Origin of the sequence: Pseudomonas sp. RIT-PI-q (genome assembly GCF_001297125.1) — a bacterium.
Lineage (GTDB): Bacteria > Pseudomonadota > Gammaproteobacteria > Pseudomonadales > Pseudomonadaceae > Aquipseudomonas.
The window spans coordinates 60,397-83,344 of the sequence record NZ_LHPC01000046.1 but is presented as its reverse complement, the minus strand read 5'-3'; the positions used below and the strand labels follow the sequence as shown (position 1 = coordinate 83,344).

Below are 22,948 nucleotides of genomic sequence, written 5' to 3'. Positions count from 1 at the left end.
GGTCGGCATTACCTCGTCGTGTGCCCGAATCAATGCAGGGGCCGTGCCGGAACACAGGGTTGATTTGACGACAAACAAAAAAACTGGCGAAAGGTTGTTCAAAAATCCACCAGTCCCGGTATGATCGCGCGCCCTGATGCACGCTGGTAACAACCGATGATGAAGTCCAACCTGATCGCCGCCGCGGAGATCGATCGCCTCGATACCTGGGCCAAATACTCGGCCCCGATGTGCGGCTCGTGCGTGTCCAGCTGCTGCACCCTGCCGGTCGAGGTCAAGATCAAGGATCTGATCCGTATCGGAATTGTCGACGAATTCGAGCGCGGCGAGCCAGCGAAGAACATCGCCAAGCGCCTGCAGAAGGAAGGGATCGTCGAGCGCTACAACCAGAAGTCCGAGATCTTCACCCTCCAGCGCATGAGCAACAACGATTGCCTGTACCTGGATCGTAAGAGCCGTCTGTGCACTATTTATGAAAAGCGCCCGGATACTTGCCGCAATCACCCGAAAATCGGCCCGCGGCCTGGGTATTGCGCTTATAAGCCGAAGGAAGTGGCGCGTGAGACCAGCGCCGGCCGTCGCACCCTCGAAAAATTTTAACGATCGCTGAGTTCTTCGACGGCTGACAGTCCGCCTTCGCGGGCAAGCCTCGCTCCTACAGGATTCACGCGGTCCCTGTAGGAGCGAGGCTTGCCCGCGAAGAGGCCGGAAAAAACACCACACAACCTCCAGACAAACAAAAACGCCCCCGACCTTGCGGTCGGGGGCGTTTTTTTTGTCAGCTAACTAAATGACTCAGTTACCGGACTTCTTGGCAGCGCGGGTACGCTCGCTTTCGCCCAGGATCTTCTTGCGAAGACGGATGGACTTAGGAGTGACTTCGCACAATTCGTCTTCTTGAACGAATTCCAGAGCCTGTTCCAGAGTGAAACGGATAGGCGGAACCAGAGCGATGGTTTCGTCTTTACCCGAGGCACGCATGTTGTCGAGCTTCTTGCCTTTGGTTGGGTTGACGCCCAGGTCGTTGTCGCGGCTGTTGATGCCGACGATTTGACCTTCGTACACGTCTTCGCCGTGACCCAGGAACAGTTTGCCGCGAGCTTGCAGGGTTTCCAGCGAGTAAGTCAGCGCCTTACCGGTAGCTACCGAAACCAGCACGCCGTTCTGACGACCGGACATGTCGCCGGACTTCATCACGTCGTAACGGTCGAAGATCGAGGTCAGGATGCCTGCACCGGAGGTCAGGGTCAGGAACTCGTTACGGAAACCGATCAAGCCACGAGCCGGGATGTTGTACTCAAGGCGCACACGGCCCTTGCCATCCGGAACCATGTTGGTCAGGTCGCCTTTACGGATACCGATCTGTTCCATGATCGAACCTTGCGATTCTTCTGGCAGGTCGATGGTCACGTTTTCGTACGGTTCGTGCTTAACGCCGTCAACCATACGGATGATCACTTCCGGACGACCAACACCCATTTCGAAGCCTTCGCGACGCATGGTTTCGATCAGTACCGACAAGTGCAGCTCACCACGGCCGGACACTTTGAACTTGTCAGCGGTGTCGCCTTCTTCAACGCGCAGGGCAACGTTGTAGAGCAGTTCTTTGTCCAGACGCTCTTTGATGTTACGGCTGGTGACGAACTTGCCTTCACGGCCGCAGAACGGCGAGTCGTTAACCTGGAAGGTCATCGAAACGGTTGGTTCGTCAACGGTCAGCGGCTTCATCGCTTCGACGTTCAGTGGGTCGCACAGAGTGTCGGAGATGAACAGCGAATCGAAGCCGCTGATGCAGACGATGTCGCCAGCAGCTGCTTCGTCAACGTCTACACGGTGCAGACCGTGGTGACCCATCAGCTTCAGGATACGGCCGTTACGGCGCTTGCCGTCGGCATCGATCGCTACAACCTGGGTGTTCGGCTTGACGCGACCACGAGCGATACGGCCAACGCCGATGATGCCCAGGAAGCTGTTGTAGTCCAGTGCCGAGATTTGCATCTGGAACGGACCGTCACGGTCAACTTTCGGCGCAGGTACGTTGTCGACGATCGACTGGTACAGCGGGGTCATGTCTTCAGCCATGGCGGTGTGTTCCAGACCGGCAATGCCGTTCAGGGCCGAGGCGTAGACAACTTTGAAGTCCAGCTGTTCTTCGGTAGCACCGAGGTTGTCGAACAGGTCGAAGATCTGGTCCAGAACCCAGTCCGGACGCGCGCCTGGACGGTCAACCTTGTTGATCACCACGATTGGACGCAGGCCGGCTTCGAAAGCCTTCTTGGTCACGAAACGGGTTTGCGGCATAGGGCCGTCTTGAGCGTCAACCAGCAGCAGAACGGAGTCAACCATCGACATTACGCGTTCAACTTCGCCGCCGAAGTCGGCGTGGCCCGGGGTGTCCACGATGTTGATGTGGTAGCCGTTCCAGTTGATGGCGGTGTTTTTCGCCAGAATGGTAATACCGCGCTCTTTCTCCTGGTCGTTGGAGTCCATCACGCGCTCGTCGTTGAGCTCGTTGCGCTCCAGGGTGCCGGATTGACGCAAGAGTTTGTCTACCAGGGTGGTTTTACCATGGTCAACGTGAGCAATGATGGCGATGTTGCGTAGATTTTCGATCACTTGTGTATCTCGATCAGAGGATTCGGTGTGCTGACAAGTCTTGGCAGCGATTTACAGTAGAGTCAGGCCTTGCCGTTACAGCTTGACGGCAGAGTCGGGGGGCCGGTGACGCAGGCCACAGGCGTACAGCCCCGGGCTCTTAGCTCGGTCGATAAACGCGCACATTGGCATGCCCCTCACTGAGCAAATGGTGGGCATGCAGGCGACTCATCACGCCTTTGTCGCAATACAGCAGGTACTGGCGAGTAGGGTCCAGTTCCTTGAAACGAGCGTTCAATGCATAAAACGGCATCGTCTGTACCTCAATGCCAGCGAGTCCCAGCGGCTCGTCTTCAGCGGCATCCGGGTGACGGATGTCGATGATGATCTGACCGGCCAGTGCTTCGCTGACTTCTTCGATCTGCACATCCTGGCCCAATTCATCGATCACGCGATCGATCGGCACCAGCTTGGCGTTCTCAAGCGCACGCTCAAGGACTGCCATGTCGAACTGTTGTTCTTCGTACTCCACGCGTGGACGCTTGGCGTGGGTCTTGGGGTTCACCGAGATGACCCCGCAATATTCCGGCATGTGCTTGGCGAAGTCGGCGGTGCCGATTTCGTTGGCCAGGTCGATGATGTCCTGCTTGTGACTGGCGATCAGCGGACGCAAGACCAGCTTGTCGGTCACGCAGTCGATCACGGACAGGTTCGGCAGCGTCTGGCTCGACACCTGGGAAATCGCCTCGCCGGTTACCAGCGCATCGATCTCCAGCCGATCAGCAATACGAGAAGCAGCGCGCAACATCATACGCTTCAAAACTACGCCCATATGACTGTTATCGACTTTCCCGAGAATTTCTCCCAGTACTTCTTCGAAAGGCACACTGACAAATAACACGCGTTGGGAGCTGCCGTACTTCTTCCAGATGAAATGCGCGACTTCCATAACGCCCAGTTCATGGGCCCGCCCGCCCAGATTGAAGAAGCAGAAATGGCTCATAAGCCCACGGCGCATGATCTGGTACGCGGCGACGGTGGAATCGAAGCCGCCGGACATCAGCACAAGCGTCTGTTCCAGGGCACCCAGCGGATAACCGCCGATGCTGTTGTGCTGGTTGTGGATCACGAACAACCGTTTGTCGCGAATTTCGATGCGAACTTCGATTTCCGGCTCTTTCAGCGAGATTCCGGCGGCGCCGCACTGACGACGCAGTTGGCTGCCGACGTATTTCTCGACGTCCATCGAGCTGAATTCATGCTTGCCGGCACGCTTGCAGCGTACCGAAAAAATCTTCCCGGCCAACGCCTCACCGAAGTGCTGCTTGCACTTGGCGACGATGTCATCGAAGTCGCCCAACGGGTACTCGTCGACCTGCAGGAAATGCGCAATGCCCGGCATGCAGCTCAGGCGCTCGGTCATCTCTTTCAGGGCTTTGGGCTCGCTGACGCGGGTTTCCAGCTCGAGATTGTCCCACACACCGTTCACCACCACAGCCGGGTCCAGGTCGCGGAGCACGGTACGGATGTTCTTGGCCAACTGACGGATGAAACGCATCCGTACCGGGCGGCTCTTGATGGTGATCTCGGGGAAGACTTTTACGATTAGTTTCATGAAAACAGCGCGCGCTGGGCCAGCCGAAAAAGGGGGGCGCGGATTATAGCGGAAATTGCTCAAGGTTTAACCAGTTAATGTGCAGAAGGTTTTGCGCGCACCAAAACAGGTCATTTGTCGATTTTAGCGCCACATTGTAGGGCGAGATTTTGTGCTTTAAGACGCTTTGTACCTTTATAAGCGTGAAATTGGGGCAAAAAACCCATGGTGGGGCACTGGCATGCAATTTGCTCCCTTGTGAGGCAGGTTGCCTTGGCAGAGTATTCGCGCCGGCATCACCCACATTCTAAGGGCATCCACTACTAAGCCCGAAGCCACCCGGAGGACACTATGTCGAAGTCGGTTCAACTCATCAAAGATCATGACGTCAAGTGGATTGATCTGCGCTTCACGGACACCAAAGGCACTCAGCACCACGTGACCATGCCGGCTCGCGACGCGCTGGATGAAGCTTTCTTCGAAGAAGGCAAAATGTTCGACGGTTCCTCCATTGCTGGCTGGAAAGGCATCGAAGCCTCCGACATGATCCTGATGCCGGACGACAGCACCGCTGTTCTCGACCCGTTCACCGAAGAGCCGACCCTGATCCTGGTTTGCGACGTGATCGAGCCTTCGACCATGCAAGGCTACGACCGTGACCCACGTGCGATCGCCAAGCGCGCCGAGGAATACCTGAAGTCGACCGGTATCGGCGACACCGTATTTGTTGGTCCAGAGCCTGAATTCTTCATCTTCGACGAAGTGAAGTTCAAGTCCGACATCTCAGGTTCCATGTTCAAGATCTACTCCGAACAAGGTTCGTGGATGTCCGACCAGGACGTGGAAGGCGGCAACAAAGGCCACCGTCCAGGCGTCAAAGGCGGCTACTTCCCGGTTCCACCGTTCGACCACGACCACGAAATCCGTACCTCCATGTGCAACGCCATGGAAGAAATGGGCCTGGTCATCGAAGTTCACCACCACGAAGTGGCAACGGCTGGCCAGAACGAAATCGGCGTGAAGTTCAACACCCTGGTTGCCAAGGCTGACGAAGTTCAAACCCTGAAGTATTGCGTACACAACGTTGCTGACGCATACGGCCGCACCGCGACCTTCATGCCTAAGCCTCTGTACGGCGACAACGGTTCGGGTATGCACGTTCACCTGTCCATCGCCAAAGATGGCAAGAACACCTTCGCTGGCGAAGGCTATGCCGGCCTGTCCGACACCGCCCTGTACTTCATCGGCGGCATCATCAAGCACGGTAAGGCCCTGAACGGCTTCACCAACCCGTCGACCAACTCCTACAAGCGTCTGGTCCCAGGTTTCGAAGCACCGGTAATGCTGGCCTACTCGGCGCGTAACCGTTCCGCTTCGATCCGTATTCCTTACGTGTCCAGCCCTCGCGCTCGCCGTATCGAAGCCCGCTTCCCGGATCCAGCAGCCAACCCGTACCTGGGCTTCGCTGCACTGTTGATGGCTGGCCTGGACGGCATCCAGAACAAGATCCACCCTGGCGACGCAGCTGACAAAAACCTGTACGACCTGCCGCCTGAAGAGGCGAAAGAGATCCCACAAGTTTGCGGCAGCCTGAAAGAAGCCCTGGAAGAGCTGGACAAAGGTCGCGCGTTCCTGACCAAAGGCGGCGTGTTCTCCGATGACTTCATCGACGCTTACATTGCTCTGAAAAGCGAAGAAGAAATCAAGGTCCGCACCTTCGTACACCCACTGGAATATGAGCTGTACTACAGCTGCTGATCCGGTAGCGCCTGCGCAAGCGGCGTGAAAAAAAAAAGAGGCCTCCTTCGGGAGGCCTTTTTTGTGGGCGGGAATTTTCAGGCAAAAGGCTTTTTGCATTTTTTTGAAAATAGTTCTGTGAAACTTTCAAGCAGTTTTCATTTACTGTCCCGGGACTTTTCGGAAGGAACATCAGATGAAATCAGCATCGGCCTCTCTTTATTCGCTAGCGTTGTTTCTTGCGGCGCTAACACCTGCCTGGGCCGCAACTGATAGTTCCCACTCCACTGATCAGGGCAAACATTGGAGGGTGGAAAAATCCTCCGACGACAGCCGGTTTCAAACGGCCCTTCTCAGCGGAAATACGCGCTATGACGGCACAACCGGCGAAGCCCTATTGGCGATAAGTTGTCATCCTGATGACCCGATGAGAATGTCCCTGACTATCCCGACACAGCGACTTGGCTTCAATGCCGATGATTATGAAGGCCCGGGCGCACCGGCAAACGGACCATTGCGCCTGACAACCGGCGCGCGCGCGCCCATCAGCTATCTGGTTAGCGGTTGGGGCTCGGTAAGGAGCCTGCAAAAAGACGGTTGGGTGTTTGAGTTTGGTACGAGCATCGACAAGCACGAGTTGCATTACTGGCTCACCGACACTGCCCATGGTCAACGTGTAACTTTGACATTGCCTTCGCGCAAGAGTGATACCCCACTGATTGCAGAGTTTGTATTACCAGAAGACGACAGCGGGTTGCGCAAGGTTATCGGGGCTTGCCTGTAGCCAACTATGCCAACCCACGCCCGTAACCTATGCTGCAATCCAACGCTTTCGTTTCTGGTCGATTTTATGGGTCGTGGTTTTCTATTGATGCTGCTGCTGTTGATCGCCCTGCCCGCTGCAGCGCAGATCTATAAGTACACCGACGCCGACGGCAACACCGCCTACAGCAATCAACCGCCCGATGGCGTGAAAGCTCAGCCGGTCGAGTTGCCACCGCTGAACAGGGTTGAGCCCCAAGCCCCTTCTGCGCCACCTGTCGAAGCCACCAGCCGCGAACAGCCGCGCAGCGCTTACGAGGTGCTGGAGCTGAGCAACTTGCCCACCACCGAAGCGTTGCGTGCCAACAACGGCACCTTCACCGTCAACGTGCTGATCAAACCCCGCCTGCAAGGCCCACATTTGTTCAGGCTGTTGCTGGACGATCAGCCTTACGGCCAGCCGAGCAACGTGCCGATCCTGCAATTGATCAACATCGACCGAGGCGAGCACAGCCTCGCGGTGCAGGTAATCGACGGGGAAAACATCGTGCAGCAAAGCCCGTCCGTGTCCTTCACCGTGCAACGGGTGCATAAGCCGTGATGCGCTGGTTGCTTGCCGTGTGCCTGTCGCTGATGGCTGGCGCTGCATCGGCAGAGGTTTACACCTACGTCGATGCCCAGGGCAATCGGGTCTACACCGACCAGCCTGGTTCCGGCAACGCCAAACGGGTGCCGGTGGCGCCGAGCAATCGCATGGCCGCCCACCCCACCGGCGCGGCGCCAATGACAACCACGAAGAAAACCGAAGCCAAACCGCTCTTCCACTACGACATGCTTCGCGTACTGGTGCCGGAGCCAGACGCGACTGTCCGCAGCAGCGCCGGCGAGCTGATTGTCAGCGTCACCAGCGAACCGGGCCTGCAACGCGGTCATCGTTACCGCTTGCTACTCGACGGCGAGCCTACGGCCGAGCCCGGCCCCAGCCCGGTATTTGCCCTGAGCAACATCGATCGCGGCAGCCATCACCTGTCCGTGGAGATCCTCGACGAACAGGGCCGCACGGTCGAACGCACCGCCAATCAACCCTTCCACATGCTGCGCATCTCCCTCGCGCAGAAACGCCAGGTCAAACCCTGCACGCTCGACGACTACGGCCAACGGCCGGAATGTCCGATCAAAGACAAACCACCCGAAGAAAAAAACCCCTTCCTGCGTTTCTTCTAACCTCGTTCAGCTTTGCGCACTATATTGGTGCAATAGGTTGCACCGTACCCACATCACAACCCATTTTGGTTCGAAAGTACCCGCGAAAGCTGGCAGAGCGCCACGCAAACGAGCGTCAAACGCCCGTTTCAGGCCTTTGACGCTTCTTTTCGGAGCCTTGGTTTGGTTTTTGCATTTTCCTTGTATCAGCGCTTTATTCATGCGCGCGCCCTGCTCCAAAAGAGGTCCTGATGACCATTAGCGACGCACTGCATCGATTGCTACTCGACAACCTGACCACCGCCACCATTCTGCTCGACGCCGAACTGCGCCTCGAGTACATGAACCCGGCGGCGGAGATGCTCCTGGCCATCAGCGGCCAGCGCAGCCATGGGCAGTTCATCAGCGAGTTGTTCACCGAATCCACCGAAGCGCTGAACTCCCTGCGCCAGGCGGTCGAGCAGGCGCACCCATTCACTAAGCGCGAAGCGATGCTCACCGCCCTCACCGGCCAGACCCTGACCGTCGATTATGCGGTAACGCCGATCCTGGCCAACGGCGCCACCATGCTGCTGCTGGAAGTCCACCCTCGCGACCGCTTGCTGCGGATCACCAAGGAAGAAGCCCAGCTGTCGAAGCAGGAAACCAGCAAGATGCTGGTGCGCGGCCTCGCTCACGAAATCAAGAATCCGCTGGGCGGGATTCGCGGTGCGGCACAACTGCTTGCTCGCGAGTTGCCGGAAGAAAGCCTGCGCGACTACACCAACGTGATCATTGAAGAAGCCGACCGCTTGCGCAACCTGGTCGATCGCATGCTCGGCTCCAATAAATTGCCGTCGCTGGCCATGTGCAACGTCCATGAAGTGCTGGAACGCGTCTGCCATCTGGTCGAGGCCGAGAGCCAGGGCTGCATCACTTTGGTGCGCGACTACGACCCAAGCATTCCCGACGTATTGATCGACCGCGAACAAATGATTCAGGCCGTGTTGAACATCGTGCGCAATGCGATGCAGGCCATCAGCAGCCAGAACGAACTGCGCCTGGGCCGCATCAGCCTGCGCACCCGCGCCATGCGCCAGTTCACCATCGGTCACGTACGCCATCGTTTAGTGACCAAGATCGAGATCATCGACAACGGTCCCGGCATTCCCGCGGATTTGCAGGAAACCATCTTCTTTCCCATGGTCAGTGGCCGCCCGGACGGTACAGGGCTGGGCCTGGCCATTACCCAGAACATCATCAGCCAGCACCAGGGCCTGATCGAATGTGACAGCCACCCAGGCCACACCACTTTCTCGATCTTTCTGCCACTGGAACAAGGAGCCACATCGACATGAGCCGTAGTGAAACCGTGTGGATCGTCGATGACGACCGTTCTATCCGTTGGGTCCTGGAAAAAGCCTTGCAGCAAGAAGGCATGACCACGCAAAGCTTCGACAGCGCCGATGGCGTGATGAGCCGCCTGGCGCGCCAGCAGCCGGACGTGATCATCTCCGACATCCGTATGCCCGGTGCCAGCGGCCTGGACCTTCTGGCGCGGATTCGCGAACAACACCCACGGCTGCCAGTGATCATCATGACGGCGCACTCCGATCTGGACAGCGCTGTCGCGTCCTATCAGGGCGGTGCGTTCGAATACTTGCCGAAGCCTTTCGACGTCGACGAAGCGGTGTCGCTGGTCAAGCGCGCCAACCAGCACGCTCAGGAACAGCAAGGCCTGGAAGTCCCGGTCGCCCTGACTCGTACACCGGAAATCATCGGTGAAGCGCCGGCGATGCAGGAAGTGTTTCGCGCCATCGGGCGCTTGAGCCACTCCAACATTACTGTGCTGATCAATGGCGAATCCGGCACCGGTAAAGAGCTGGTGGCCCATGCTCTGCATCGCCACAGCCCACGGGCGGCCTCGCCATTCATTGCACTGAACATGGCGGCGATCCCCAAAGACCTCATGGAGTCCGAGCTGTTCGGCCATGAGAAAGGCGCGTTCACTGGTGCCGCCAACCTGCGTCGCGGTCGTTTCGAGCAGGCTGACGGCGGCACGCTGTTCCTTGATGAAATCGGCGACATGCCGGCCGATACCCAGACCCGTTTGCTGCGGGTGCTGGCCGATGGCGAGTTCTATCGTGTTGGCGGCCATACGCCGGTGAAGGTCGATGTGCGCATCATCGCCGCGACGCACCAGAATCTGGAAACCCTGGTGCACGCCGGGAAATTCCGTGAGGACTTGTTCCACCGTCTCAACGTGATCCGCATTCATATCCCACGGCTGTCGGACCGTCGCGAAGACATCCCGACCCTGGCCAAGCACTTCCTCAGCCGCGCCGCGCAAGAACTGGCGGTGGAGCCGAAGCTGCTGAAAAGCGAAACCGAGGAATACCTGAAGAACCTGCCGTGGGGCGGCAATGTGCGTCAGCTGGAGAACACTTGCCGCTGGATCACGGTCATGGCTTCGGGTCGCGAAGTGCATATCAGCGACCTGCCGCCAGAACTGCTGAACCTGCCGCAGGATTCGGCACCGGTGACCAACTGGGAGCAAGCACTGCGCCAGTGGGCCGATCAGGCGTTGGCTCGCGGCCAATCGAGCCTGCTCGACAGTGCTGTGCCGGCGTTCGAACGGATCATGATCGAAACCGCCCTCAAACACACCGCCGGCCGCCGCCGCGATGCCGCTGTGCTGCTGGGTTGGGGACGTAACACCCTGACGCGCAAGATCAAGGAATTGGGGATGAAGGTTGATGGTGGGGATGATGATGAGGGGGATGAGGGCTAAACAGCCCTTAGATCTTCGCTGACTGTTAGATCCAATCGCGGGCAAGCCCGCTCCCACAGTGGACTCTGGTGTTTCACGATTGCGTGAACACCACTGAAACTTGTGGGAGCGGGCTTGCCCGCGATGCTTTTAGGGGCTGAATGCACCGTCGCAATGCACCGTGAACCGCAATCGCGCACGCTAACTGATCCGAAACCCCGCCTTCTTTCGCAATCGAACCCAAACCAAAAAAACACGAAAGCCCCGAAATACGTGGCCTTCAGCGCTGTTCAGCGACTTTCTGTTTCAACTTGTTAAAACCTGGCACGCCCCCTGCAATAGTCCATTCAGTGAATCAGTTCACTACCCAGTTTCGGGGACCTTGGTACAGGCAGGCCGGGGATTCCCCTCTTTACACCGGGCTCACACCGCACTTGCGACGAGCCCACCCCGTTTTGGGGTCCTTGGTACAGGCAGGCCGGGGATTCCTTCTTTACACCGGGCTCTCGACGCAATGCGCGAGCCCTCCCGTTTTGGGAACCTTGGTACAGGCAGGCCGGGGATTCCCTCTTTTATTGCTCTCGGAGATGGATCTCCAGCCGCCAGCGGTCATCGACCTCGCTACCGGCCCACTCGCCCTGCAGTGGCCGGGCCGCCACCACCGTCAGCAACAGCCCCCCATCACTCAAACGGACATGCCAGTTCACGCTCTTGTCGTTGATTTTGAGCTGACCTTTCTGCGTCTTGCCCTCAGCCTCGAACAGCAGCGCGAGGCTGCCGTCGACGAACTCGCCGTGGCTCTTGGGTTCATTGTTGAACCACACCACCAAGCCGTCGTTCGTTACCTCAACCTGCTGCAATTCGCTGGGGTCGGGGGTGGTCAGGCGACCGATCATCAGCCCCACCATCACCCCGACAATCGCCAGCGAAGCCATCACTCGCGGGAATAGTTTCGAACGGTTGTCCACGGGCGGCGTAGAATGCCGCTCATCTTTACCTTCGGAGCCGTGCATGTTTCACGTCATCCTTTTCCAACCAGAAATTCCGCCGAATACCGGCAACGTTATCAGGCTGTGCGCCAACAGTGGCTGCCACCTGCATTTGATCGAACCGCTGGGCTTCGAGATGGACGACAAGCGCCTGCGCCGGGCCGGCCTCGACTATCACGAGTATGCCACCCTGCAACGTCACGCGGACCTCGCCAGCTGCCTGGAAAGCCTCGGCCATCCACGGTTGTTCGCCTTTACTACCAAGGGCTCGCGGCCGTTTCACGATGCCAGTTTCGCCGAGGGTGACGCGTTCCTGTTCGGCCCGGAAAGCCGTGGCTTGCCGGCGGAAGTGCTCGATGCGCTGCCCGGCGAACAGCGCCTGCGCCTGCCAATGCGTGAAGGCTGCCGCAGCCTGAACCTGTCGAACACCGTGGCCGTTGCCGTGTACGAAGCATGGCGCCAGAACGGCTTCAAGTAACTCGAAGCTCATTTTCGCCTGACAGAAACAATCGCGGGCAAGCCCGCTCCCACAGGTTTTGCACAATCCTGTGGGAGCGGGCTTGCCCGCGATTTTCAGCAGCGCAGATTATTGAACGGTCGGAGTCTCGCCAGCCGCCTGCATGCGTTGCAGTTCTTGTGCGTACAGCGCGTCGAAGTTCACCGGAGCCAGCATCAGGGCCGGGAACGAACCGCGGGTCACCAGGCTGTCCAGGGTTTCGCGAGCGTACGGGAACAGGATGTTCGGGCAGAACGCGCCGAGGGTGTGGCTCATCGAAGCGTCGTCGAGGTTCTTGATCAGGAAGATCCCGGCCTGTTGCACTTCCGCGATGAAGGCCACTTCGCCGTTTTCACCGTTCTTCACGGTGACGGACAATGTCAGGACGACTTCATGGAAGTCATTTTCCAGAGCCTTTTGACGGGTATTCAGATCCAGACCGACGCTCGGTTCCCACTGCTGGCGGAAGATCGCCGGGCTTTTCGGGGCTTCGAAGGACAAGTCACGTACGTAGATGCGCTGCAAGGAGAATTGCGGTGCGGTTTCTTCTTCGCTAGCTGCAGTGTTCTGTTGGTCAGTCATCTCAGATCCTTTCTGATCTTGGGGTCTTATAGGGAAGGCATTCAGGCCTTGAGCATCGCGTCGAGCTTACCGGCGCGCTCAAGGGCAAACAAATCATCACAACCGCCAACATGGGTGCTGCCGATCCAGATCTGCGGCACGGACGTACGTCCGGCCTTCTGAGCCATGGCGGCACGCACCTGCGGCTTGCCATCGACCTTGATCTCTTCGAAGGCCACGCCTTTGTTCTCGAGCAGGTACTTGGCTCGCGAGCAGTAAGGGCAGTAATCGCTGGAATAGACGACGACGTTGCTCATATCACTTCACCAGCGGCAGGTTGTCGCCCTTCCAGCTGGAGATCCCGCCGGAAAGCTTGGCGGCGATGAAGCCGGACTTCATCAGTTCGCGGGCGTGAGTGCCGGCGGTCTGACCCAGGGCGTCAACCAGGATGATGGTCTTGGCCTTGTGTTTTTCCAGTTCGCCAACGCGAGCGGCGAGCTTGTCGTGAGGAATGTTCAACGCACCAACGATGTGACCGGCGGCGAAGTCCTTGGTCGAACGAATGTCGACTACAACGCCTGCGTCCTTGTTGACCAGGCCGGTCAGTTCACCGGTGCTCAGGCTGCGGCCGCCGCCTTGCATCTGATAAGCGATCAGCAACGCCAGCAGTACGACGAAGATACCGACGAGCAGATAGTGGTTAGTGGCAAATTCAATCAGGTGAGCAACCATCGAAGGAGGTTCCAGGGCGTTAAAATGTCGGCCAGTATACACAGCCCCTATGGTGGGCCAAACCCCGTCCGGCGGTGACGCGGTCGGAACTTCGCATTAAACTGCCACTCCCTTTTCCATCGCCCTCTTTTAATTCAGCCACGAGTGGAATCCATGACTACCACGCCTAAACCTTTGGTCCTGATTATTCTCGATGGCTTCGGTCACAGTGAGAGCCCTGAATCCAACGCCGTGTTTGCGGCCAAGAAGCCCGTACTGGACCGCTTGTGGGCCACCGTGCCGAACGGCCTGATCTCGGGCAGCGGCATGGACGTCGGCCTGCCGGATGGCCAGATGGGCAACTCCGAAGTCGGCCACATGAACCTCGGCGCCGGCCGCGTGGTGTATCAAGACTTCACCCGCGTGACCAAATCGATCCGCGATGGCGAGTTCTTCGAGAACCCGACCATTTGCGCGGCGGTCGATAAAGCCGTTGCCGCCGGTAAAGCCGTGCACTTCATGGGCTTGCTGTCCGATGGCGGCGTTCACAGCCACCAGGACCACCTGGTTGCCATGGCTGAACTGGCCTACAAGCGCGGCGCCGAGAAAATCTACCTGCACGCCTTCCTCGATGGCCGCGACACGCCGCCAAAGAGCGCCCAGTCGTCCATCGAACTGCTCGACGCGGCTTTCCAGGCCCTGGGTAAAGGCCGGATCGCCAGCATTATCGGTCGCTACTTCGCCATGGACCGTGACAACCGTTGGGATCGCGTGGCCCAGGCCTACAACCTGATTGTCGACGGCAATGGCGAATTCAACGCCGCCACTGCTCAGGAAGGTCTGCAAGCGGCGTACGAGCGTGGCGAGAGCGACGAATTCGTCAAAGCCACCTCCATCGGTGAGCCGGTGAAAGTCGAAGACGGCGACGCCGTGGTGTTCATGAACTTCCGTGCCGACCGCGCTCGTGAGCTGACCCGCGTATTCGTCGAAGACGGTTTCAAGGAATTCGAGCGTGCCCGCCAGCCAAAACTGGCCGGTTTTGTCATGCTGACCCAATACGCCGCCAGCATTCCCGCGCCATCGGCCTTCGCTGCCGGCAGCCTGGAAAACGTGCTGGGCGATTACCTGGCGAAAAACGGCAAGACCCAGCTGCGCATTGCCGAAACCGAAAAATATGCGCACGTGACCTTCTTCTTCTCCGGCGGTCGCGAAGAACCGTTCCCGGGCGAAGAGCGCATTCTGATCCCGTCGCCAAAAGTCGCTACTTATGACTTGCAGCCGGAAATGAGCGCGCCGGAAGTCACCGACCGCATCGTCGACGCCATCGATAATCAGCGTTACGACGTGATCGTCGTCAACTACGCCAACGGCGACATGGTTGGTCACAGCGGCGTGTTCGACGCGGCCGTCAAAGCCGTTGAATGCCTGGACCTGTGCGTCGGCCGTATCGTCGACGCCCTGGAAAAAGTCGGCGGCGAAGCCCTGATTACAGCCGACCACGGCAACGTCGAGCAAATGGCCGACGAATCCACCGGCCAGGCTCACACCGCACACACCACCGAGCCGGTGCCGTTCATTTATGTCGGCAAGCGCGACTTCAAGGTCCGCGACGGCGGCGTACTGGCGGATGTGTCACCGACCATGCTGATGTTGATGGGGCTTGAGAAACCGGCCGAGATGACCGGGACGTCGATACTGGTGTAAACCGGTCGCTCAAACACCATCAAACCCTGTGGGAGCGGGCTTGCCCGCGATAGCAATCTGGCTGCCAACTTCTATGTTGAATTTCAGGACGCTATCGCGGGCAAGCCCGCTCCCACCTGTTTTGCGGTGTTTGCACCGCCGAACCCGGGCCAGTCATCACACAGCCCCAATTGGGCGTTTTTTTTGCAGCGCATGGCGGGCATACTAGGGCGTCCCTTTCCCTGGTGTCGCCCGCCTCTATGCTTCGCGTCCTGATAGCCCTTGCTCTGACTTGCCTGCTCCAACCGGCCTTTGCCGACGAGCGTGCGCAAACCCAACAACAGTTGGACGCCACGCGTCAGGACATTGCCGAGCTGAAAAAACTGCTGGGCAAGCTCCAGGAAGAAAAATCCGGTGTGCAAAAAGACCTCAAAGGCACCGAAACCGAGATGGGCAAGCTCGAGAAGCAGGTCGAAGCCCTGCAAAAAGAGCTGAAGAAAAGCGAATCCGAGCTGCAGCGACTCGATGGTGAGAAAAAAAAACTCCAGAGCGCGCGCATTGAACAGCAGCGACTGATCGCCATTCAGGCCCGCGCGGCCTATCAGAATGGTCGTCAGGAATACTTGAAGCTGCTGCTCAACCAACAGAACCCGGAAAAATTCGCCCGCACCCTCACCTATTACGACTACCTGAGCCAGGCCCGCCTGGAACAGCTGAAGAATTTCAACGAAACCCTGCGCCAACTGGCCAATGTCGAAAAAGACATCGCCATGCAGCAAGCGCAGTTGCTGGTGCAGAAAAGTAGCCTCGACAGCCAGCGCGACGAACTCGACAAAGTCCGCCAGGAGCGCCAGCAAGTCCTGGCCAAGCTCAACGACGACGTAAAGGCTCGCGACCAGAAGCTGGCCAGCCGCGAGCAGGATCAGGCAGACCTGTCTAAAGTCCTTAAAACCATTGAAGAAACCCTGGCCCGCCAGGCACGAGAGGCAGAAGAGGCGCGGCAAAAAGCGCTGATTGCCCAGCAGGAAGCCGAAAAAAAGCGCTTACGTGAGGCCCAGGCTGCAGCAGATGCTGAGACCACTGACGCCCCACGCAAACCCGTTAAATCGACACCCGGCGCACTGGTTTCAAGTTCAGGCGAGACCTTCGGCGGCCCCTTTGCTTCAAGCCGGGGAAAACTTCCATGGCCAGTTGATGGTCGACTGCTGGCACGCTTTGGCGAATCCCGTGGCGACGACGCCCGCACCAAGTGGGACGGCGTGATGATCAGCGCCTCCGCCGGCAGCCAGGTGCACGCCGTGCATGGCGGTCGCGTGGTGTTCGCCGATTGGTTGCGCGGCGCCGGGCTGCTGGTGATTCTCGACCACGGCAACGGTTTTTTGAGTCTTTATGGTCACAACCAGACGCTGCTCAAGTCTGCGGGTGACGTGGTAAAAGCCGGTGAGTCCATCTCCACTGTTGGCAGCAGTGGCGGGCAGGACACACCAGCACTGTATTTCGCTATTCGTCAGCAGGGTCACCCGAGTGATCCGGCGCAATGGTGTCGTGCGCAAGGATAAGTACGCCATCTACTTCAGGAGTTCGTTCGACATGCTGCATTTGTCCCGCCTTACCTCGCTGGCCGTGACGATCGCCCTGGTGATCGGCGCGCCTCTGGCGTTCGCCGCTCAACCTGCTCCGGTGGTCGCGCCTGCGGGCACTGCTGCGACCACCAAGGCGCCATTGCCGCTGGAAGAGTTGCGCACCTTTGCCGAGGTCATGGATCGGATCAAGGCAGCCTATGTCGAACCGGTTGACGACAAGACCCTGCTGGAAAACGCGATCAAGGGCATGCTCAGCAACCTCGACCCGCACTCCGCTTACCTGGGCCCGGAAGATTTCGCCGAGTTGCAGGAAAGCACCAGCGGCGAATTCGGCGGCCTGGGCATTGAAGTCGGCGCCGAAGACGGTTTCATCAAGGTAGTCTCGCCGATCGATGACACCCCGGCCTCCAAGGCTGGCATTCAGGCGGGCGATTTCATCGTCAAGATCAACGGCCAGCCGACTCGCGGCCAGAGCATGACCGAAGCCGTGGACAAAATGCGCGGCAAGATCGGCCAGAAAATCACCCTGACCCTGGTGCGTGACGGCGGTACGCCGTTCGACGTGACCCTGGCCCGCGCCATCATTCAAGTGAAGAGCGTGAAGAGCCAGCTGCTGGAGTCCGGCTACGGCTACATCCGCATCACCCAGTTCCAGGTCAAGACCGGCGAAGAAGTCTCCAAGGCCCTGGCCAAGCTGCGCAAGGACAATGGCAAGAAGCTCAACGGCATCATCCTCGACCTGCGCAACAACCCGGGCGGTGTGTTGCAAGCGGCGGTGGAAGTGGTCGACCACTTCATCACCAAGGGCCTGATCGTCTACACCAAGGGCCGCATCGCCAACTCCGAACTGCGCTTTTCGGCCACCGGTAAAGACGAAAGCGAAGCTGTGCCAATGGTCGCGTTGATCAACGGCGGCAGCGCCTCGGCTTCGGAAATTGTCGCCGGCGCCTTGCAGGATCAGAAACGCGCGGTCGTCATGGGCACCACCAGTTTCGGTAAAGGCTCGGTACAAACCGTGCTGCCGCTGAACAACGAACGCGCACTGAAAATCACTACGGCGCTGTACTACACGCCGAACGGCCGCTCGATCCAGGCTCAGGGCATTGTCCCGGACATCGAAGTGCGCAAAGCCAAGATCACCAGCGAGCAGGACGGCGAATACTTCAAGGAAGCCGATCTGCAAGGTCACCTGGGCAATGGCAACGGCGGCGCCGACAAACCGACCTCCAGCAGCAAGGCCAAGGCAATGCCGCAGGATGATGATTACCAGTTGGCCCAGGCCCTGAGCCTGCTCAAAGGGCTGAGCATCACCTCCGGTCGCTGAGGTGCGCCTGCGGTTCATCTTTGGCCTGTTGTGCTGTCTGGCGGGTGTTGCTCACGCAGCGCCCGTCGCGCCGGCGCCGCAAAAGGTCTATCTAAGCCTGATCATCGACGACCTGGGGCAGAACCTGCCCCGGGATCGCCGCGTGCTGGCCCTGCCCGGCCCGGTGACCACGGCGATCATGCCCGACACACCCCACGCCACCGAATTCGCCCGCGAAGCCCATCGCGCCGGCAAGGTCGTCATCCTGCACATGCCCATGGACCCGGCGACCGGCCCGTTCGCCTGGCACCCCGACTTGCCCATCGACGAGCTTGAGCAACGCCTCAACGCGGCGTTCAAAGTTGTGCCGTATACCGCTGGCATCAACAACCACATGGGCAGCCGTATGACTGCCCAACCGGCCGCCATGGCCTGGCTGATGGCGGACTTGCAGCGCCGGCACAAATTCTTCGTCGACAGCCGCACCAGCGCGCAAACCGTTGGCGCTGCCGAGGCGCAGAAGATTGGCTTGGCGAGTGTTTCGCGGGATGTGTTTCTGGATGATGAGCGCACGGAAGCGGCGATCCTCACGCAGCTTCAGACGGCGATCAGCCTGGCGCGCAAGCAGGGTTCTGCGGTGATGATCGGGCATCCGTATCCGCAGACGTTGGCGGTGCTGGAGCGGGAGTTGCCGAAGCTGAAAGCTCAGGGCATCGACTGGATTGATATCAAGCAGATGATCAGCGTGCGCGGCAATCGGGCGACGGCGGCACATGGGAAGGGTGGTGTTTACCGCTAAAGATCGCAGCCTCGTTGCACTCGACAGCTCCTACAGGTGGATGCGATCGAGTGTAGGAGCTGTCGAGTGCAACGAGGCTGCGATCTTTTGATCCACCCTACAAATACCGCGCCATGATCTCGTCGACCATGCCTTCCTTGCGCAGCTGATCCAGCGCTGCCTGCAGCTTGGCGACCACCTCGTCCGGCACATCCTTGTTCAACGCCAGGTACAGCTCGGCACTGTTGAAGCGCAGTACCGTTTTCAGACCGTTAACGCCCTCTTGCCGCGCCAGGTAGCGCCCGGCCGGATCGCCCGTCGCCCACAAATCAATCTGCCCGCTGACCAGTTTTTTCGCGTTGTCCTGATCGCGCAACACAACAATCGGATTTAACCCTTGCTTGGCCAATGTCTCGGCAATCGCATCGCCCTTGTAGGCGCCGATCTTGTACTTGCGCGCCTGTTCCAACGACTCCAGGCTGATCTTGCTGTCAGCCTTGGCCAGCATGATCCAGTCGTCAGGGCCAATAGGACCGACCCACTTGAACAGTTTCTCGCGATCCGGCAGCCGCGCCATCACGAACACGCCGTAACCGGGTTTTTCCAGGGCGATCTTGTAGATGCGTTCCCAGGGGAAACGCAGGGTCAGGCTGTAGGTGACGTTGGCGCGCTTGAACATCTCGCGGACGATGTCCACGGCGATGCCATTGATGTTCTCGTCCTGAGCGAAGTTCTTGCCGTTCTTCGCCATGTTGTACGGGGGGAAATTTTCAGTCAGCAACACCAGATCGGTGTCGGGACTTTCTTCGGCGCGGGCCCCACTGATGAGCAATAGAGAAGCGCTGGCGAGGACAAGAAGAAGGCGTTTAAGCATGTCTGGCTACCGAAATCCATGGCGTACCCAAGAGTGCCTTGAGCCCGCCATGATGTCCACTGGCCTGTACCGGTTTGTTTAGCGCATCACGATGCCGCGATGAGCCATGTAGGCCTTGGCTTCCTGCACGGTGTATTCGCCGAAGTGGAAAATACTCGCCGCCAGTACCGCACTGGCGTGACCTTCAAGAATGCCGTCGGCCAAATGCTGCAAGTGGCCGACGCCGCCGGAGGCGATCACCGGAATGCCCAGTGCATCGCTGATGGCGCGGGTGACGCCCAGGTCGAAGCCGTTTTTCATGCCGTCCTGGTCCATGCTGGTCAGGAGGATTTCCCCGGCGCCCAGGCCTTCCATCTTCTTCGCCCATTCAACAGCGTCGAGGCCGGTCGGCTTGCGCCCGCCGTGGGTGAAGATTTCCCAGCGCGGAGTTTCGCCCGGAGCGGAAACCTTCTTCGCATCGATGGCAACGACGATGCATTGCGAGCCGAAATGCTGCGCCGCTTCGCCAACGAATTCCGGATTGAACACGGCGGCGGTGTTGATCGAGACTTTGTCTGCGCCGGCATTCAGCAAGTTGCGAATGTCCTGCACGGTGCGCACGCCACCGCCCACGGTCAGCGGGATGAACACCTGGCTGGCCATGCGCTCGACGGTGTGCAGCGTGGTGTCGCGACCGTCGACGCTGGCGGTGATATCGAGAAAAGTAATCTCGTCGGCACCCTGCTCGTCGTAGCGACGGGCGATTTCCACCGGGTCACCGGCGTCGCGGATGTTCTCGAACTTGACGCCCTTGACCACCCGGCCGTTGTCCACGTCCAGGCAAGGGATGATGCGTTTGGCCAGCGCCATGGTCAGTCCTCAGCCTTTGTACGAATCGCAGAAAGCTTGCGCTTCAGCGACGTCGAGGGTGCCTTCGTAGATCGCCCGGCCGGTGATCGCGCCGATGATGCCCGGCGCCTTGGCGTCGAGCAGCGACTTGATGTCACCGAGGTTGTGAATGCCACCGGAAGCGATCACCGGAATGCGCGTGGCAGCGGCCAGCGCAGCCGTGAACGGCACGTTACAGCCCTGCATCATGCCGTCTTTGGCGATGTCGGTATAAACGATCGCGGACACGCCGTCGGCTTCGAATTGCTTGGCCAGGTCGATCACCTGAATGGTGCTGATTTCAGCCCAGCCATCGGTGGCGACGAAACCGTCCTTGGCGTCAAGACCGACGATTACCTTGCCCGGAAACGCGCGGCAGGCTTCAGCGACGAACGCCGGATCTTTCACGGCTTTGGTGCCGATGATCACGTAGCTCACGCCCGCCTTGACGTAGTGCTCGATGGTTTCCAGGGAGCGGATACCGCCACCGATCTGGATCGGCAGGTTCGGGTAGCGCTTGGCAATCGCGGTGACCACTTCGCCGTTGACCGGCTGGCCTTCGAAGGCGCCGTTCAGGTCGACCAGATGCAGGCGACGGCAACCGCCCTCCACCCACTTGGCAGCCATGCTCACCGGGTCATCGGAGAACACCGTGGAATCTTCCATGCGGCCCTGGCGCAGACGAACACAGGCACCGTCTTTGAGATCGATAGCGGGAATAATCAGCATCTGGCAAACCTTCAAATTCGATTGTTCAGCTTCGCTCGAAAATCAGTTTTTCTCGAGCGCCCACAGGTCGCTTTCGATGCTTTCGAACCTTTCTTTAAGGTGCGTCTGCACATCGAAAATCGCCCTGTTGTAATAGTGCGGCGCAATTTCGCGGGTAAACAGCTCAAGGATTTCAGCCGCTTCGAATGAACCCAGGTCCAGTTCGAAGCGATCCTCCATAAAGCGTTTGATCTTGTGATTGGCCTCGTTCTCCTGTTCGGGAGTGAGGGTCAGGATCGGCGGCTTCTTCTTGACGGCCATTTACCAGCGACCATCCCACGCCGCGAAGTTCTGCAGCAATTGCAGGCCATGGGTATGGCTCTTCTCCGGATGGAACTGCACGGCGAAACGCGAGCCATCGGCCAGCGCGGCGGCGAAATCGACACCGTAGTGACCGCCACCCACTACCTGCCGCGCGTTGCCGGCAGCGATGTAGTAGCTGTGCACGAAGTAGAAACGCGCCAGGTCCGGAATGTTGTGCCACAGCGGGTGCGTGACCGTCTGCTTCACTTCGTTCCAGCCCATGTGCGGGACTTTCAGGTGCTCGCCGTCTTCATGCAGGTCCTTGCCGAAGAATTTCACCTGGCCCGGGAACAGGCCGATGCAGTCGACGCCGTCGTTCTCTTCGCTGCTGTCGAGCAAGGCTTGCATGCCGACGCAGATGCCGAGGAACGGCCGGTCCTGGCTGACTTCACGCACCAGCGAATCGAAACCGAGGCGACGGATCTCCGCCATGCAATCGCGAATCGCGCCAACGCCGGGGAAAACCACCCGGTCGGCTTCGCGAATCACGTCGGCATCGCTGGTGATCAGGACCTTGCCGGCACCGACGTGCTCGAGGGCCTTGGCCACCGAGTGCAGGTTGCCCATGCCGTAATCGATAACCGCGACCGTCTGCATTACAGAACGCCTTTGGTCGACGGCATCTGGCCGGCCATGCGGTCATCCAGCTCTACCGCCATACGCAGTGCACGGCCGAATGCCTTGAACACGGTCTCGATCTGGTGGTGGGTGTTGTGCCCACGCAGATTGTCGATGTGCAGGGTGACGTTGGCGTGGTTGACGAAGCCCTGAAAGAATTCCTGGAACAGGTCAACGTCAAAACCGCCGACGGTGGCGCGGGTGTAGGGAACGTGCATCTGCAGGCCAGGACGGCCGGAGAAGTCGATCACCACGCGCGACAGCGCTTCATCGAGCGGCACGTAGGCGTGGCCGTAGCGACGGATGCCTTTCTTGTCGCCGATGGCTTTGGTGAATGCCTGACCCAGGGTGATACCGACGTCTTCCACCGTGTGGTGGTCATCGATATGCAGGTCGCCTTTACTGACGATATCCAGGTCGATCAGCCCGTGACGGGCGATCTGGTCGAGCATGTGCTCAAGAAAAGGAACACCGATATCAAATCGGGCCTTTCCGGTGCCATCCAGGTTGATCGAGGCTTTGATCTGGGTTTCCAGAGTGTCGCGCTCGACAGACGCCTTACGTTCGGCCATCACCAGCTCCGCAAAATCATTGGGCGAAAAAGGCAACCATTATAGGGGCGCGGGCCGGAAACAGAAACACGAGAGGTGATATCACTGACGGACTGAATTCAGCGCCGTCAGCGATATACATGTCAGTACAAGCCAGCATTCATTGCGAATGCAAGGTTTTTGACCCTGTAGGAGCTGGCTTGCCAGCGAAGGCGGCGCCACT

General features: G+C 59.0%; 24 protein-coding genes. 12 read left to right on the top strand and 12 right to left on the bottom strand.

Annotated features, from left to right (window positions below):
- Positions 1-159 precede the first annotated feature (159 nt).
- Entirely contained in the window at positions 160-600 is a 441-nt protein-coding gene (locus AEQ67_RS24800; protein WP_152974909.1) for a YkgJ family cysteine cluster protein, read from the top strand.
- Positions 601-795: 195 nt separating this feature from the next.
- Here AEQ67_RS24800 and typA read toward each other — a convergent pair whose 3' ends face one another.
- On the bottom strand, positions 796-2,616 hold the full coding sequence (typA, locus tag AEQ67_RS24795) for a translational GTPase TypA (RefSeq protein ID WP_059406422.1): 1,821 nt from the start codon (positions 2,614-2,616) through the stop codon (positions 796-798).
- Positions 2,617-2,755: 139 nt separating this feature from the next.
- The gene (gene thiI, locus AEQ67_RS24790) at positions 2,756-4,210 is read right to left on the bottom strand and encodes a tRNA uracil 4-sulfurtransferase ThiI (protein ID WP_059406421.1); all 1,455 of its coding nucleotides are present in this window, start codon (positions 4,208-4,210) and stop codon (positions 2,756-2,758) included.
- Between the two features lie 330 nt (positions 4,211-4,540).
- On the opposite strand from thiI, the gene glnA reads away from it, so the two are divergent.
- From glnA to ntrC, 6 genes are all read left to right on the top strand, one after another.
- The gene (gene glnA / locus AEQ67_RS24785; protein ID WP_010464555.1) at positions 4,541-5,947 is read left to right on the top strand and encodes a glutamate--ammonia ligase; all 1,407 of its coding nucleotides are present in this window, start codon (positions 4,541-4,543) and stop codon (positions 5,945-5,947) included.
- Positions 5,948-6,122: 175 nt separating this feature from the next.
- Complete coding sequence (locus AEQ67_RS24780) at positions 6,123-6,710, top strand: hypothetical protein (RefSeq protein WP_059406420.1); 588 nt, start codon at positions 6,123-6,125, stop codon at positions 6,708-6,710.
- 66 nt (positions 6,711-6,776) lie between these two features.
- Positions 6,777-7,289, top strand: a complete 513-nt coding sequence (locus AEQ67_RS24775) for a DUF4124 domain-containing protein (RefSeq protein ID WP_059406419.1) — start codon at positions 6,777-6,779, stop codon at positions 7,287-7,289.
- Positions 7,289-7,912 carry a DUF4124 domain-containing protein gene (locus tag AEQ67_RS24770; protein ID WP_177333684.1) on the top strand — a complete coding sequence of 208 codons (624 nt, stop codon included), beginning with the start codon at positions 7,289-7,291 and terminating at the stop codon, positions 7,910-7,912. The genes AEQ67_RS24775 and AEQ67_RS24770 overlap by 1 nt, the downstream gene beginning before the upstream one ends.
- Before the next feature lie 230 nt (positions 7,913-8,142).
- The gene (gene glnL / locus AEQ67_RS24765; protein WP_010464561.1) at positions 8,143-9,228 is read left to right on the top strand and encodes a nitrogen regulation protein NR(II); all 1,086 of its coding nucleotides are present in this window, start codon (positions 8,143-8,145) and stop codon (positions 9,226-9,228) included.
- The gene (gene ntrC, locus AEQ67_RS24760) at positions 9,225-10,661 is read left to right on the top strand and encodes a nitrogen regulation protein NR(I) (RefSeq protein ID WP_059406417.1); all 1,437 of its coding nucleotides are present in this window, start codon (positions 9,225-9,227) and stop codon (positions 10,659-10,661) included. Before glnL ends, ntrC begins: the two co-directional genes overlap by 4 nt.
- A gap of 551 nt (positions 10,662-11,212) precedes the next feature.
- Here the strand turns inward: ntrC and AEQ67_RS24755 are convergent.
- Positions 11,213-11,653: a hypothetical protein gene (locus tag AEQ67_RS24755; protein WP_059406416.1), complete on the bottom strand. Its 441-nt coding sequence runs from the start codon at positions 11,651-11,653 to the stop codon at positions 11,213-11,215.
- On the opposite strand from AEQ67_RS24755, the gene trmL reads away from it, so the two are divergent.
- Positions 11,652-12,107: a tRNA (uridine(34)/cytosine(34)/5-carboxymethylaminomethyluridine(34)-2'-O)-methyltransferase TrmL gene (gene trmL, locus AEQ67_RS24750; RefSeq protein ID WP_008149431.1), complete on the top strand. Its 456-nt coding sequence runs from the start codon at positions 11,652-11,654 to the stop codon at positions 12,105-12,107. The two genes, AEQ67_RS24755 and trmL, sit on opposite strands and share 2 nt — an antisense overlap.
- Before the next feature lie 108 nt (positions 12,108-12,215).
- Here trmL and secB read toward each other — a convergent pair whose 3' ends face one another.
- The 3 genes from secB to AEQ67_RS24735 are packed head-to-tail and all read right to left on the bottom strand — an operon-like array spanning position 12,216 to position 13,418.
- Entirely contained in the window at positions 12,216-12,707 is a 492-nt protein-coding gene (secB, locus tag AEQ67_RS24745) for a protein-export chaperone SecB (protein WP_059406415.1), read from the bottom strand.
- A 41-nt stretch (positions 12,708-12,748) separates the two neighbouring features.
- Positions 12,749-13,003, bottom strand: coding sequence for a glutaredoxin 3 (gene grxC, locus AEQ67_RS24740; RefSeq protein ID WP_008149430.1), 255 nt, complete (start codon positions 13,001-13,003; stop codon positions 12,749-12,751).
- A 1-nt stretch (position 13,004) separates the two neighbouring features.
- Positions 13,005-13,418, bottom strand: a complete 414-nt coding sequence (locus AEQ67_RS24735; protein ID WP_059406414.1) for a rhodanese-like domain-containing protein — start codon at positions 13,416-13,418, stop codon at positions 13,005-13,007.
- A gap of 153 nt (positions 13,419-13,571) precedes the next feature.
- On the opposite strand from AEQ67_RS24735, the gene gpmI reads away from it, so the two are divergent.
- The 4 genes from gpmI (at position 13,572) to AEQ67_RS24715 (ending at position 18,765) form a co-directional block, all read left to right on the top strand.
- Positions 13,572-15,101, top strand: a complete 1,530-nt coding sequence (gpmI, locus tag AEQ67_RS24730; protein WP_059406413.1) for a 2,3-bisphosphoglycerate-independent phosphoglycerate mutase — start codon at positions 13,572-13,574, stop codon at positions 15,099-15,101.
- A gap of 239 nt (positions 15,102-15,340) precedes the next feature.
- Positions 15,341-16,639: a murein hydrolase activator EnvC family protein gene (locus AEQ67_RS24725; protein ID WP_059406412.1), complete on the top strand. Its 1,299-nt coding sequence runs from the start codon at positions 15,341-15,343 to the stop codon at positions 16,637-16,639.
- 31 nt (positions 16,640-16,670) lie between these two features.
- Positions 16,671-17,987 (top strand): S41 family peptidase, encoded by a 1,317-nt coding sequence (locus AEQ67_RS24720; protein ID WP_059406411.1) that lies wholly within the window; start codon positions 16,671-16,673, stop codon positions 17,985-17,987.
- Between the two features lies 1 nt (position 17,988).
- The gene (locus AEQ67_RS24715) at positions 17,989-18,765 is read left to right on the top strand and encodes a divergent polysaccharide deacetylase family protein (protein WP_059406410.1); all 777 of its coding nucleotides are present in this window, start codon (positions 17,989-17,991) and stop codon (positions 18,763-18,765) included.
- Between the two features lie 97 nt (positions 18,766-18,862).
- Here the strand turns inward: AEQ67_RS24715 and AEQ67_RS24710 are convergent, their stop codons facing one another.
- The 6 genes from AEQ67_RS24710 to hisB all read right to left on the bottom strand — a co-directional run bounded on the left by AEQ67_RS24710 (position 18,863) and on the right by hisB (position 22,746).
- On the bottom strand, positions 18,863-19,618 hold the full coding sequence (locus AEQ67_RS24710) for a substrate-binding periplasmic protein (protein WP_059406409.1): 756 nt from the start codon (positions 19,616-19,618) through the stop codon (positions 18,863-18,865).
- Positions 19,619-19,696: 78 nt separating this feature from the next.
- A complete protein-coding gene (gene hisF, locus AEQ67_RS24705) occupies positions 19,697-20,467 on the bottom strand; it encodes an imidazole glycerol phosphate synthase subunit HisF (RefSeq protein ID WP_059406408.1) in 771 nt (256 codons plus the stop codon).
- Between the two features lie 9 nt (positions 20,468-20,476).
- Positions 20,477-21,214, bottom strand: a complete 738-nt coding sequence (gene hisA / locus AEQ67_RS24700) for a 1-(5-phosphoribosyl)-5-[(5-phosphoribosylamino)methylideneamino]imidazole-4-carboxamide isomerase (RefSeq protein WP_010464588.1) — start codon at positions 21,212-21,214, stop codon at positions 20,477-20,479.
- Between the two features lie 42 nt (positions 21,215-21,256).
- Positions 21,257-21,514, bottom strand: coding sequence for a DUF2164 domain-containing protein (locus AEQ67_RS24695; protein WP_008024930.1), 258 nt, complete (start codon positions 21,512-21,514; stop codon positions 21,257-21,259).
- The gene (gene hisH / locus AEQ67_RS24690; RefSeq protein WP_059406407.1) at positions 21,515-22,153 is read right to left on the bottom strand and encodes an imidazole glycerol phosphate synthase subunit HisH; all 639 of its coding nucleotides are present in this window, start codon (positions 22,151-22,153) and stop codon (positions 21,515-21,517) included.
- Positions 22,153-22,746, bottom strand: a complete 594-nt coding sequence (hisB, locus tag AEQ67_RS24685) for an imidazoleglycerol-phosphate dehydratase HisB (RefSeq protein WP_003186751.1) — start codon at positions 22,744-22,746, stop codon at positions 22,153-22,155. The genes hisH and hisB overlap by 1 nt, the downstream gene beginning before the upstream one ends.
- Positions 22,747-22,948: the final 202 nt, after the last annotated feature.

What these genes read in the sequence shown, in the direction of transcription:
- AEQ67_RS24800 (WP_152974909.1), top strand. Translation starts at nt 160, where the DNA reads ATGAAGTCCAACCTGATCGCCGCCGCGGAGATCGATCGCCTCGATACC.
- thiI (WP_059406421.1), bottom strand. Translation starts at nt 4,210, where the DNA reads ATGAAACTAATCGTAAAAGTCTTCCCCGAGATCACCATCAAGAGCCGC.
- glnA (WP_010464555.1), top strand. Translation starts at nt 4,541, where the DNA reads ATGTCGAAGTCGGTTCAACTCATCAAAGATCATGACGTCAAGTGGATT.
- AEQ67_RS24780 (WP_059406420.1), top strand. Translation starts at nt 6,123, where the DNA reads ATGAAATCAGCATCGGCCTCTCTTTATTCGCTAGCGTTGTTTCTTGCG.
- AEQ67_RS24775 (WP_059406419.1), top strand. Translation starts at nt 6,777, where the DNA reads ATGGGTCGTGGTTTTCTATTGATGCTGCTGCTGTTGATCGCCCTGCCC.
- AEQ67_RS24770 (WP_177333684.1), top strand. Translation starts at nt 7,289, where the DNA reads ATGCGCTGGTTGCTTGCCGTGTGCCTGTCGCTGATGGCTGGCGCTGCA.
- glnL (WP_010464561.1), top strand. Translation starts at nt 8,143, where the DNA reads ATGACCATTAGCGACGCACTGCATCGATTGCTACTCGACAACCTGACC.
- ntrC (WP_059406417.1), top strand. Translation starts at nt 9,225, where the DNA reads ATGAGCCGTAGTGAAACCGTGTGGATCGTCGATGACGACCGTTCTATC.
- trmL (WP_008149431.1), top strand. Translation starts at nt 11,652, where the DNA reads ATGTTTCACGTCATCCTTTTCCAACCAGAAATTCCGCCGAATACCGGC.
- AEQ67_RS24755 (WP_059406416.1), bottom strand. Translation starts at nt 11,653, where the DNA reads ATGCACGGCTCCGAAGGTAAAGATGAGCGGCATTCTACGCCGCCCGTG.
- secB (WP_059406415.1), bottom strand. Translation starts at nt 12,707, where the DNA reads ATGACTGACCAACAGAACACTGCAGCTAGCGAAGAAGAAACCGCACCG.
- grxC (WP_008149430.1), bottom strand. Translation starts at nt 13,003, where the DNA reads ATGAGCAACGTCGTCGTCTATTCCAGCGATTACTGCCCTTACTGCTCG.
- AEQ67_RS24735 (WP_059406414.1), bottom strand. Translation starts at nt 13,418, where the DNA reads ATGGTTGCTCACCTGATTGAATTTGCCACTAACCACTATCTGCTCGTC.
- gpmI (WP_059406413.1), top strand. Translation starts at nt 13,572, where the DNA reads ATGACTACCACGCCTAAACCTTTGGTCCTGATTATTCTCGATGGCTTC.
- AEQ67_RS24725 (WP_059406412.1), top strand. Translation starts at nt 15,341, where the DNA reads ATGCTTCGCGTCCTGATAGCCCTTGCTCTGACTTGCCTGCTCCAACCG.
- AEQ67_RS24720 (WP_059406411.1), top strand. Translation starts at nt 16,671, where the DNA reads ATGCTGCATTTGTCCCGCCTTACCTCGCTGGCCGTGACGATCGCCCTG.
- AEQ67_RS24710 (WP_059406409.1), bottom strand. Translation starts at nt 19,618, where the DNA reads ATGCTTAAACGCCTTCTTCTTGTCCTCGCCAGCGCTTCTCTATTGCTC.
- hisF (WP_059406408.1), bottom strand. Translation starts at nt 20,467, where the DNA reads ATGGCGCTGGCCAAACGCATCATCCCTTGCCTGGACGTGGACAACGGC.
- hisA (WP_010464588.1), bottom strand. Translation starts at nt 21,214, where the DNA reads ATGCTGATTATTCCCGCTATCGATCTCAAAGACGGTGCCTGTGTTCGT.
- AEQ67_RS24695 (WP_008024930.1), bottom strand. Translation starts at nt 21,514, where the DNA reads ATGGCCGTCAAGAAGAAGCCGCCGATCCTGACCCTCACTCCCGAACAG.
- hisH (WP_059406407.1), bottom strand. Translation starts at nt 22,153, where the DNA reads ATGCAGACGGTCGCGGTTATCGATTACGGCATGGGCAACCTGCACTCG.
- hisB (WP_003186751.1), bottom strand. Translation starts at nt 22,746, where the DNA reads ATGGCCGAACGTAAGGCGTCTGTCGAGCGCGACACTCTGGAAACCCAG.